The sequence below is a fragment of the Lysobacter sp. yr284 genome, assembly GCF_900107375.1.
Lineage (GTDB): Bacteria > Pseudomonadota > Gammaproteobacteria > Xanthomonadales > Xanthomonadaceae > Lysobacter.
Genome location: NZ_FNPT01000009.1, coordinates 84,147 through 95,501, shown reverse-complemented (window position 1 = coordinate 95,501; position 11,355 = coordinate 84,147). Strand labels below are relative to the sequence as shown.

Here is an 11,355-nt window from a genome sequence, read left to right as displayed (position 1 = left end):
CTGTGTCTTTGGTGTAGCAGTCCGTTCGCGGACCCGCGAACCCCTGCTACCGAATACTTCCTGACCTGAATCGTGCGCCGGGGGTCGATCAGGACACGCTGAGGCCGCCTGGCTGCGGTCGCGGCCTCGGGGGCGCCGTGCTCGCCGACGCCCGCGCCGGCAACGCGCCGGCGGCGCCGGGCAAGCACTGGCCGCTGGCGGCGGTGGCGTGGCCGGCGATGCCGTTGCCGCCGCTGAACGCGAACGTTGCCGGCAGCGTCGTTGGACGCCCGGGTCGCGGCGAGCGTGGGCAGGCCCAGCGAGAGCCCGATCGTCGCCATATCCACCGAGGACGCGGTGGGGTCGCCTGCCGTCCAGCGGGCATGGCCCGCATTCGTCCGCACCTGGGTGCGCAAGGCCGGCGCGGTGAAATCGTCGCCACGCACCCGCACCGGACCGCACGCGCACAGAGTGCCTGCGCAGTCGCCGCCGTCCGGGTTCGCGGCATGGCTGTAGATCCGGTTGGCGCCGCAGGTCACGCCGTCGGGCGTGCCGGTGCGCTCACCGCAAGGCTCGCGGCGCTGACCATCGGCTGCAGGGTCGCGCCCGGCGTCGGCGCTTCGTACTCCTGCGACAACCGGATGCGTTCGCCGCGGCGAGGCGCGGCACGCCGCGGCGCGGTTGGCGCACTAACGCGAAACCGCTCCAGGCACATCCTCAAGGCCCCCGCCTCCCAGTCCGATCGGCGCGCCGCCGGGGCTTTGCACGCGGGAATCGGCGAGCCGTACCCAGCGAACGCGTTCGCGCATCCGCGCCTACCGTCGAATCCGGCGGCCCCAAGCCGCTTCGCGGCCGTCTGAATCCGTATCGACAGGGTTTATCTCCGCTGCGCGCCGAACCAGGACATGCCGTCGCGATGCAGGCAATTTCAGGCCGAATCGGTCACACCACGCGTGCCCAGGCGTGAGCCGCGAGGCGTCGCGGCCGTTTTGCGGACAAAGAAAAAGCGGGCCGAAGCCCGCTTTTTCGTTTACTGCGATGTCGCCCGGCGATTACTCGGCCGAGACGCCCTCGCCTTCTTCCACGGCCTTCATCGACAGGCGGATGCGGCCCTGCTTGTCGACTTCCAGCACCTTGACCTTGACCACGTCGCCTTCCTTGAGCTTGTCGGAGACCTTCTCGACGCGCTCGTTGGAGATCTGCGAGACGTGCACCAGGCCGTCCTTGCCCGGCAGGATGGTCACGAACGCGCCGAAGTCCATGATCTTGGCGACCTTGCCTTCGTAGATGCGGCCCGGCTCGACGTCGGAGACGATCTGGTCGATGCGCGACTTGGCGGCCTGCGCGGCGGCGGCGTTGACCGAGGCGATGACGATGGTGCCGTCGTCCTGGATGTCGATCTGGGTGCCGGTTTCCTTGGTGATCGCCTGGATGGTCGAGCCGCCCTTGCCGATCACTTCGCGGATCTTGTCCGGGTGGATCTTCATCGTCAGCAGGCGCGGCGCGTACTCGGACAGCTCCGAGCGCGACTCGGTGATGGCGTGGGCCATCTCGCCGAGGATGTGCAGGCGGCCGGCCTTGGCCTGCTCCAGCGCGACCTTCATGATCTCTTCGGTGATGCCCTGGATCTTGATGTCCATCTGCAGCGCCGAGATGCCTTCCGACGTGCCGGCGACCTTGAAGTCCATGTCGCCGAGGTGATCTTCATCGCCCAGGATGTCGGACAGGACGACGAAGTTGTCGCCTTCCTTGACCAGGCCCATGGCGATGCCGGCGACCGGCGCCTTGATCGGCACGCCCGCGTCCATCAGCGCCAGCGAGCTGCCGCAGACCGAAGCCATCGACGACGAGCCGTTGGACTCGGTGATTTCCGAGACCACGCGGATGGTGTACGGGAACGCTTCCATGGTCGGCATCACGGCGAGCACGCCGCGCTTGGCCAGGCGGCCGTGGCCGATTTCGCGACGCTTCGGGCCCATCATGCGGCCGCACTCGCCGACCGAGAAGGGCGGGAAGTTGTAGTGGAACAGGAAGTGTTCCTTGTACTCGCCCGAGACGGCGTCGATGATCTGGCCGTCGCGCGCGGTGCCGAGGGTGGCGACCACGATGGCCTGGGTTTCGCCGCGGGTGAACAGCGAGGAGCCGTGGGTGCGCGGCAGCACGCCGACCTTCGAGGAGATCGGGCGCACGGTGTCGAGCGCGCGGCCGTCGATGCGGATCTTGGTGTCGAGCACCGAGCTGCGCATGGTCTGGTACTCGAGCTCGCCGAATTCCTTCGACAGTTCGCCCGTGGACCAGCCGTCGGCTTCGGCGCGGCCGGCCAGCGACAGCAGCACGTCCTTCTTGATCGCGCCGATGGCGTCGCGGCGCTGCAGCTTGTCGCGCACCTGGAAGGCGCCGGCGAGCTGGTCGCCCACCGCTTCCTTGAGCGCGCCGATCAGCGCTTCGTTCTTGGCCGGAGCTTCCCAGCTCGACGGCTTGGTGCCGGCTTCGACGACCAGCTCGTTGATGATGTTGATGACCTTCTGCATCTCGCGATGGCCGAACATCACCGCGCCGAGCATGACCTCTTCGGACAGCATGTCGGCTTCGGATTCGACCATCAGCACCGCGTTGGAGGTGCCGGCCACGACCAGTTCCAGGTCGGAGTCGGCCAGCTCGGTGGCGGTCGGGTTGAGCAGGTACTGGCCGTTCTTGTAGCCGACCTTGGCCGCGCCGATCGGGCCCTGGAACGGGGTGCCGGCCAGCGCCATCGCGGCCGAGGCGCCGATCAGCGCCGGGATGTCGCCGTCGACTTCCGGATTGAGCGACATCACCGTGGCGATGATCTGCACTTCGTTACGGTAGTCTTCCGGGAACAGCGGGCGGATCGGACGGTCGATCAGGCGCGAGATCAGGGTTTCCTTCTCCGTCGCGCGGCCCTCGCGCTTGAAGAAGCCGCCCGGGATGCGGCCGCCGGCGTAGAACTTCTCCTGGTAATCGACGGTGAGCGGGAAGAAATCCTGCCCCTCGCGCGCGCTCTTGGCGGCGACGGCGGTCACCAGCAGCACGGTGTCGTCCATCTTGACGATGACGGCGCCGCCGGCCTGACGGGCGATTTCGCCGGTCTCCAGGGTCACCTGATGGTTGCCGTACTGGAAGGTCTTGGTAATTTTTGCCACGGTGGGTTCCTTCGGTATCTATGCGTGCCGGTCGAGGCCCTTGCCCCGCTCCGGTCGGCCGCCGGCGCAAGCGACCTGAGGATGGTTGTGTTCCGCGCGCGCTCCGCGCCGCGTCGCACGTGGCCCGAGGGCCGGTCCAGTTCGACGATCGCGCTCGCGTTTCGTCGCTGGCGGCGCTGCGTCCTGCATCGCCCGGCGGAGGTTTCGTCTCCGCCAAAACAAACCGCGGCGCATCGCTGCGCCGCGGTGGGGTGTCCGATTAGCGGCGCAGGCCGAGCTTCTCGATCAGGGCCTTGTAGCGCTCGTTGTCTTTGCGCTTGAGGTAGTCGAGCAGGCTGCGACGGCGGTTGACCATCATCAGCAGGCCGCGACGGCTGTGGTGGTCCTGCTTGTGGGTCTTGAAGTGGCCGGTCAGCTGTTCGATGCGGGCGGTCAGCAGGGCGACCTGGACTTCCGGCGAACCGGTGTCGTTGGCGCCGCGCTTGTTGTCTTCAATGACTTTCTGGGTGTCGATCGACATGGTGTCTTCTCTATCTAGATGCGCGGCCCGCAGAAGCGAATCGGCGCGGTCAACACCGCTCCGACGCACCGCCTGGCCCGCCGCTTGCTATGGTTGGGGATCGCAATCCAGGCGATTTCCGGTTGGAAGTGCTTGAAAAGCGGCGAGATTGTAACAGCCCGTTGCGACGATTGCGACCTTTGGCCGGTATGAATCGAGGCGCTCGCGACGATCGGCGGCCGCGGCCGGGCGTACGTCCGCGGCGACGCCGCGCCGCCCGTTCATGCGGCTGCGGCCCGCGCCGCGCTCAACCGCCCTGCGCCGCCCAGCGGAACAGCCGCTGCGGCTGCAGGCGCCCGCCGCCCTGGCGCAGGCCCAGGCCCAGGCAACGGCCGGTCTCGCCATAGATCGCGACCAGCCCGGGTTCGCCCTCGGCGCAGGCCACCGCCTGGCCGTGGCCGAGCCGCTGGGCGGAGGCGGCGTCCAGGGCGACCTGCTCGAATCCGCTCAGCCCGGCCTCGATCGGCAGCAGCAATGCGTCGAGGACGCGTTCGTCGCCGCGTTCGGACAGCTCGCGCAGCTGCTCCAGGGTCACCATCGCCGGGGCCAGGAACGGTTCGACCCACAGCCGCCGCAGCGTCGCCACGTGGGCGCCGCAGCCCAGCGTCTCGCCGAGGTCGCGGACCAGGCTGCGCACGTAGGTGCCCGAGCCGCATTCGATGTGCAGTTGCAGGCGCGGGCCGTCGCGGCCGGTCAGGGTCAGCGAGTGCACGCTGACTTCGCGCTCGGGCGCTTCGATGGCCTCGCCGCGGCGGGCCTTGGCGTACAGCGGCTCGCCGCCCTGCTTGAGCGCGGAATAGATCGGCGCGCGCTGCAGGATGGTTCCGCGCAGCGGCGCCAGCGCCGCTTCGATCTGCGCCGCGTCGAATTCGGGCACCGGCCGCTCGCGCAGCGGCGCGCCGTCGGCGTCGTCGCTGTCGGTGGTCAGGCCGAGCACGGCGGTGGCGATGTAGGCCTTGCGCGCGCCGAGCAGCAGGCCGGCGATCTTGGTCGCCTCGCCGAAGCACAGCGGCAGCAGGCCGGTGGCGAGCGGATCGAGGCTGCCGGTGTGGCCGCCCTTCTCGGCGCGGAACAGGTGGCGGGCCTGTTGCAGGGCCTGGTTCGAGCTCAGGCCCTGCGGCTTGTCGAGCAGCAGCAGGCCGTCGACGTTGCGCCAGCTGCGTTTGCGCGTCGGGTTAGTGCGCATCGTGTTCAAGCAGGACCTTCGCCCCAGAGTGGCGGCCGGATGCCGGCGCGCGGGTCAACGTCGCGGGATGCTCGCATAGTGCGCCGGAACGGACGCGTGAAGCGTCGTGCGGGCGCGCGCCGGCGGACGGAGCCGACCGGCGGCAGGCAAGAAACCGGGAGGGGATTGCGAACGGTGGATTCGACCACCGCGGCGGTTGCGGCGGTGCGCGGGTCGCGCAGGCGCAGGCTCGCGCGGCGAGCCCGGCCTCAGGCTGCCGGATCCTTGGACGGGTCTTCGCCGTCTTCCGCCGCTTTTTCGGCATCGGCATCGGCGACCGGCGCCTCGCGCAGCAGGTGCTCGATGCGCTCGCCGCGGTCGACCGAATCGTCGTAATGGAAATGCAGCTCCGGCACGTGCCGCAGCTTCATCGCCCGGCCAAGCTGGAAGCGCAGTTCGCGCGACAGCTCCTTGAGCGCCTTGACCGCCTCGACCGAACGCTCGGACTGCAGCGCGGTGACGAAGACCTTGGCGTGGGCCAGGTCGCGGGAGATCTCGACGTCGGACACGCTGACCGACGGCAGGCCGTGCTCGCGTACGGCTTCGCGCACCAGCGTGCCCAGTTCGCGGCGGAGCTGGGCGGAAACGCGGTCGGTGCGGTGGAACGATTTGCTGGGCATTGGGACGGGAATCGAGAATGGGGAATCGAGAATCGGCGAAAGCGGGGCCGCAGGCCGGAACGCCTCGCGAAGACTCCCGACTCCCGGTCTTGCGGAGAATCGGCGGACCGGAACGCGAACCGGTGCCGGGACACCGCTTCAACGGTTCCCGGCGCCCGATTCCGCGCTCCCGGCCTTACAGCGTGCGCTGGACCTCGATGCGCTCGAAGCACTCGATCTGGTCGCCCGGCTTGACGTCGTTGTACGCCTTCACGCCGATGCCGCATTCGGTGCCGTTGCGCACTTCGTCGACGTTCTCCTTGAAGCGGCGCAGCGACTCGAGTTCGCCTTCGAAGACCACCGCGTTGTCGCGCAGCACGCGGATCGGCTTGGAGCGCTTGACCACGCCCTCGATCACCATGCAGCCGGCGACCGCGCCGAACTTGGAGCTGCGGAACACGTCGCGGACCTGGGCGGTGCCGATGATCTCCTCGCGGATCTCCATGCCGAGGATGCCCGAGGCGACCTGCTTCACCTGGTCGATCACGTCATAGATGATCGAGAAGTAGCGCAGATCGACGCCGTTGGCCTCGATGATGCGGCGCGCGGAGGCGTCGGCGCGGACGTTGAAGCCGATCACGGTCGCCTTGGCGGTGGCCGCGGCGTTGGCGTCGGATTCGGTGATGCCGCCCACGCCGGAGCTGATCACGTTGATGCGGATCTGCTCGTTGGACAGCGCGACCAGGGCCTGGCGCAACGCTTCCACCGAACCCTGCACGTCGGCCTTGACGACGAGGTTGAGGCTCAGCTGGCCCTCGCCCTTGCCCATCTGGGCCATGATGTCTTCCATGCGGTTGCCGGCGGCGGCGACCAGGCGCGACTCGCGGCGCTTGGCGTCGCGCTGCTGCGCCACGTCCTTGGCCAGGCGCTCGTCCTCGACCACGACGAAATCGTCGCCGGCGTCGGGCACGCCCGACAGGCCCAGCACCTGCACCGGAATCGACGGGCCGGCCTGTTCGACCTGCTTGCCGGTTTCGTCGAACAGCGCGCGCACGCGGCCGTAATGCACGCCGCACACGAGGTAGTCGCCCTTCTTGAGCTGGCCCTGCTGGACCAGCACGGTAGCGACCGGGCCGCGGCCCTTGTCGAGCGCGGATTCGATCACCGTACCGGTGGCGCGGCCGACCGGAGCGGCCTTGAGTTCGAGCACTTCGGCCTGCAGCGAGATCGCGTCGAGCAGATTGTCCACGCCCGCGCCGGTCTTGGCCGAGAGTTCGACCATCTGGGTGTCGCCGCCGAAATCCTCGGCGACCACATCCTCGCCGAGCAGTTCGTTCTTGACCCGCAGCGGATCGGCGTCGGACTTGTCGATCTTGTTGATCGCCACGATCAGCGGGACGCCGGCGGCCTTGGCGTGCTGCACGGCTTCCTTGGTCTGCGGCATGACGCCGTCGTCGGCGGCGACGACCAGCACCACGATGTCGGTCAGCTTGGCGCCGCGCGCGCGCATCGAGGTGAAGGCGGCGTGGCCCGGGGTGTCGAGGAAGCTGATCACGCCCTTCGGCGTTTCCACGTGGTACGCGCCGATGTGCTGGGTGATGCCGCCGGCTTCGCCGGAGGCGACCTTGGTGCGGCGGATGTAGTCCAGCAGCGAGGTCTTGCCGTGGTCGACGTGGCCCATGATGGTGACCACCGGCGGACGCGAGGTCTTGTCGCCCTGCGCTTCCTCAGCGTGCGCCAGCAGCGCGTCTTCGGCGTCGTTGCCGAGCGCCTTGACCACGACGTGGCCGAGCTCTTCGGTCACCAGCGCGGCGGTGTCGTGGTCGATGCTCTGGTTGATGGTCGCCATGACGCCCATCTTGAACATCGCCTTGACCACGTCGCCGCCTTTGAGCGCGAGCTTCTGGGCGAGATCGGCGACGGTGATGGTCTCGCCGATGGCGACTTCGCGCACGATCGGCGCGGTCGGCCGCGAGAAGCCGTGCTGGCCGCCGCCGGAGCGCGACTGCTCGTTCTGGCGCCGGTTCTGCTGCATCCGGCCGCCCTTGCCGCGGGTGTTGCTGTTGCTGCGGCGGGCGCGGTCGGACGGCGACAGGTGCAGCTGGCCGGCGAACCGGTTGGCCGAATCGTCGTCCTCCACGCCGGCGACCATCGCGTGCGAGCCGCGGGTCTTGTGGCGGGCGGCCGCGGCGTTGCGGTCGTCGGCGGGACGAGCGGGTTCGGGCCGGGCCGGCTTGGGATGGCCGTGGCCATGCGTCGCCGGCGGCTTGCGCGCCGGGTCGGCGGCGGCCGGGGCGGCGCCCGGGACGGCGGCCTTGGCCGGTTCCGAAGCGGCCGGGGCCGGCGCGGCCTCGTTGGCGCGCAGCGCGGCGGCGGCCTCCTCGGCCTTGGCGCGCGCGGCGTCCTCGACCGCGCGGCGCGCGGCGTCGACGGCGTCGGCACGGCGTTTGTCGTCGGCGGCCAGGCGCTGCTGCTCGGCGAGGTTGCGCTGCTTGGATTCCTCCAGCTTGCGCAGGATCTCGGCGCGCTCCTCGTCCTCGCCGATGCCGCCGGCGCCTTCGTTCGGCTTGACCAAGGTCACCTTCTTGCGCACCACCACGTCGACCGTGGTGCGGTTCTTGCCGCCGCCGACGGTGATTTCCTGCTTGCGGCTGCGGTTGAGGGTGATCTTCTTCGCCGCCTCGTCGCCCTCGGCGGGCTTGTCGGCCTTGCCGTGGGAACGCTTGAGGAAGCCGAGCAGCTTGACTTTCTCGATGCTGGTCACGACCTGATCGGGGCCGCTGAACTTCATGCCGGCCTCGGCCAGCTGTTCCAGCAACTTCTCGACCGGCGTGTTCACCAGTTCGGCCAGCTTGCGGATGGTGGTTTGCTGCGACATTCGGTTTTCCGTGTCCTCTTGGCGCGGGACGCATCCCACGCGTGATGGCGCCATTCTAGCTCCGCGCGCGCCCAAGGTCCGGCCCGCGCAGGCCTTCGCGGCCTGCTCGCGGACCGGGCCCGCGCCCGGTCCTGCGAATCCGACCGGGCCCGTCGGGCCCGTGGCCGGCTTGCCGCAAGACGTCCCGTGGACCTCTTGCGGCTTTCCTCACCTCATTCGAACCAGTGCTTGCGCGCTTCCATGATCAGGGCGGCGGCACGTTCCTCGTCCACGCCTTCGATATCGGTCAACTCGTCGGTGGCCAGATCGGCCAGGTCGTCGCGGCTGACCACGCCGCGCGAAGCCAGCGTGAACGCCAGCGCCTCGTCCATCCCGTCCAGCTCCAGCAGGTCGGCCGCGGGCTGGTGCTCGTCGAGCTCTTCCTCGGCGGCCAGCGCCTCGTTGAGCAGGGCGTCGCGGGCGCGGGCGCGCAGTTCCTCGACGATGTCCTCGTCGAAGCCCTCCACCGCCAGCAGCTCGCCGACCGGCACGTAGGCGATTTCCTCGACCGTGCTGAAGCCTTCCGACACCAGGATGCCGGCGATCTCCTCGTCCACTTCCAGCTTGTCCTGGAACAGCTGGCGCGCCGCGTTCTGCTCGGCCTCGGACTTGGCGGTGACCTGGTCCTGGGTCATGACGTTGAGCTGCCAGCCCGACAGGCGGCTGGCCAGGCGCACGTTCTGGCCGCCCTTGCCGATCGCCTGGGCCAGGCGCTCTTCGGCCACGGCCAGGTCCATCGAGTGCTTTTCTTCGTCGACGATGATCGACTGCACTTCCGCCGGCGCCATCGCGTTGATGACGAACTGGGCCGGATTGTCCGACCACAGCACGATGTCCACGCGCTCGCCGTTGAGTTCGTTCGACACCGCCTGCACGCGCGAGCCGCGCATGCCGATGCAGGCGCCGATCGGGTCGGTGCGGTTGTCGTGCGCCAGCACCGCGATCTTGGCGCGGTCGCCCGGATCGCGCGCGCAGGCCTTGATCGAGACCAGGCCCTGGCCGACTTCCGGCACTTCCAGCTTGAACAGCTCCATCATGAATTCCGGCGCGGCGCGGCTGATGAACAGCTGCGGGCCGCGCGGCTCGGTGCGCACGTCGAACAGGTAGCCGCGGACGCGGTCGCCGGCGCGCAGCACGTCGCGCGGGATGCCCTTGTCCTTGGGGATGATCGCCTCGGAGTTGCCGCCCAGGTCGACGTAGATGTTGCCGCGCTCGACCCGCTTGACGATGCCGGTGACCAGCTCGCCGACGCGGTCCTTCCAGGCGTCCACGACCTGGGCGCGCTCGGCCTCGCGCACGCGCTGCACGATCACCTGCTTGGCGGCCTGCGCGGCGATGCGGCCGAACTCGGGGTTCTCGATCTGCTCTTCGATGTAGTCGCCGACTTCCACGCCCTCGACTTCGTCGACCGCGTCCATCAGGCGGATCTGGCGGTCCGGCGATTCCATGACCACGTCGTCGGCCACGACCTCCATGCGGCGGAAGGTCTCGTAGCTGCCGTCCTTCTGGTCGATGGACACGCGCACCAGCACGTCCTCGTCGTGGTAGCGCTTCTTCGCGGCCGAGGCCAGCGCGGCCTCGATGGCCTCGAAGATCACCTCGCGCGGTACGCCCTTTTCGTTGGCGACCGCGTCCACCACCAGCAACAGTTCCTTGCTCATCTGTTCACTCCGCACGGATCGGCGTGGGCCGCCGGCTCTCGGGTTGGTAATTGGGTTCGATGCTTACTTCTTCGAAGCCTCCGGCTTCGAAGACTTGTCTTTGGCGGGCTTGTCCTTGGCGGCCTTGCCGGGCTTTTCCGGGGCGAAGCCCAGCGCCGCCCAGTCCGGCACGATCCGCGCCTTGTCGATGTTGGAGAACGGCACCGCGAAGCGCGCGCCGTCGATCGCGAACACCACCTGCTCGCCCTCGACGCCGACGATCCGGCCCTGCAGGCGGCGGCGGCCTTCGTGCGGCAGCTTCAACCCGACCTTGGCGGTCTCGCCGGCGAAGCGGCGGTAGTGGTCGAGCGCGAACAGCGGGCGGTCGATGCCCGGCGAAGACACTTCCAGCGTGTAGTTGCCGCTGATCGGGTCCTCGACGTCGAGCTGGGCCGAGATCTCGCGGCTGACAGCTTCGCAGTCTTCGATGCTGACCGAGCGCGGCTGCTCGCCTTCGGCGGTCGCGTCGAGCTCGGCGGCCGGCACGTCGATGTACACGCGCAGCGTCGCGCTGCCCGGCGCGGGCAGGTATTCGATGCCGAGCAGCTCCACGCCCAGCGACGCCACCGTGGGCGCCAGCAGTTGCGCGATTTGCGTTGCCTTGTCCGTCACGCGCCTGAACTCCTGAAGGGTGGCGACCGGCGAGAACCAATCATCGGGATGCACTGCTTCCGCGATCCGTCGCGGCGACCGCGGTCGGTATTCCGACGCCATCGCCGCACTCGCCGGGAAGCCGAATTGCGGAAAGCCGAAAACGACAAAGGGCCCATCGGGCCCCTTGTCCGTACAACTGGATTTCGGCGTATCGGCGCGAGCAGAGCGCTGATACAAAGCCCGACTTTCGATCGAAACGGCCGCCGCTCAAAGCGCGGCCGTGACAGCCAAAAGTGGTAGCGGGGGCAGGATTTGAACCTGCGACCTTCGGGTTATGAGCCCGACGAGCTGCCAGACTGCTCCACCCCGCATCAGGCCGACTAGTGTAACGATCGGCTCAACTTTCTGCAAGCCTGCAATCAGATTTTCTTGATTGCCGCTTGCCCTGCGAACGCGCCGGTGTTTCCCGGTGTTCGGCGAAATCCGTATCGCGCTCACAGGCCGGCAATCTTAGTCTGCGTTCGAAATAATTCAAGCCCCCAAGACAGTTTTGTGGCGATTATTTTTCTCAGGACCGATTGAGCATGGTCCGGAGCGGGCTCGCCCCCTGCCCCGCCGTCG

General features: G+C 68.7%; 8 protein-coding genes and 1 tRNA gene. 1 reads left to right on the top strand and 8 read right to left on the bottom strand.

Annotation, left to right across the window (positions count from 1 at the left end; translation table 11 throughout):
- The first annotated feature begins 137 nt into the window (after window positions 1-137).
- On the top strand, window positions 138-839 hold the full coding sequence (locus BLV01_RS25510; RefSeq protein WP_139178708.1) for a hypothetical protein: 702 nt from the start codon (window positions 138-140) through the stop codon (window positions 837-839).
- A gap of 192 nt (window positions 840-1,031) precedes the next feature.
- On the opposite strand, the gene pnp is transcribed toward BLV01_RS25510, so the two are convergent.
- The 8 genes from pnp to BLV01_RS14940 form a co-directional block, all read right to left on the bottom strand.
- Window positions 1,032-3,140, bottom strand: a complete 2,109-nt coding sequence (gene pnp, locus BLV01_RS14975) for a polyribonucleotide nucleotidyltransferase (RefSeq protein WP_091801154.1) — start codon at window positions 3,138-3,140, stop codon at window positions 1,032-1,034.
- A gap of 259 nt (window positions 3,141-3,399) precedes the next feature.
- Window positions 3,400-3,660, bottom strand: a complete 261-nt coding sequence (gene rpsO / locus BLV01_RS14970) for a 30S ribosomal protein S15 (protein WP_091801151.1) — start codon at window positions 3,658-3,660, stop codon at window positions 3,400-3,402.
- Between the two features lie 286 nt (window positions 3,661-3,946).
- Window positions 3,947-4,885 carry a tRNA pseudouridine(55) synthase TruB gene (gene truB / locus BLV01_RS14965; RefSeq protein WP_091801328.1) on the bottom strand — a complete coding sequence of 313 codons (939 nt, stop codon included), beginning with the start codon at window positions 4,883-4,885 and terminating at the stop codon, window positions 3,947-3,949.
- A gap of 248 nt (window positions 4,886-5,133) precedes the next feature.
- Window positions 5,134-5,544, bottom strand: coding sequence for a 30S ribosome-binding factor RbfA (rbfA, locus tag BLV01_RS14960; RefSeq protein WP_091801148.1), 411 nt, complete (start codon window positions 5,542-5,544; stop codon window positions 5,134-5,136).
- Between the two features lie 175 nt (window positions 5,545-5,719).
- Complete coding sequence (gene infB, locus BLV01_RS14955; protein ID WP_091801145.1) at window positions 5,720-8,401, bottom strand: translation initiation factor IF-2; 2,682 nt, start codon at window positions 8,399-8,401, stop codon at window positions 5,720-5,722.
- A 212-nt stretch (window positions 8,402-8,613) separates the two neighbouring features.
- Window positions 8,614-10,101 (bottom strand): transcription termination factor NusA, encoded by a 1,488-nt coding sequence (gene nusA / locus BLV01_RS14950; RefSeq protein ID WP_091801142.1) that lies wholly within the window; start codon window positions 10,099-10,101, stop codon window positions 8,614-8,616.
- A gap of 63 nt (window positions 10,102-10,164) precedes the next feature.
- Window positions 10,165-10,752 carry a ribosome maturation factor RimP gene (gene rimP, locus BLV01_RS14945; protein ID WP_091801325.1) on the bottom strand — a complete coding sequence of 196 codons (588 nt, stop codon included), beginning with the start codon at window positions 10,750-10,752 and terminating at the stop codon, window positions 10,165-10,167.
- 276 nt (window positions 10,753-11,028) lie between these two features.
- Window positions 11,029-11,105 (bottom strand) — tRNA-Met (locus tag BLV01_RS14940).
- Window positions 11,106-11,355 lie beyond the last annotated feature (250 nt).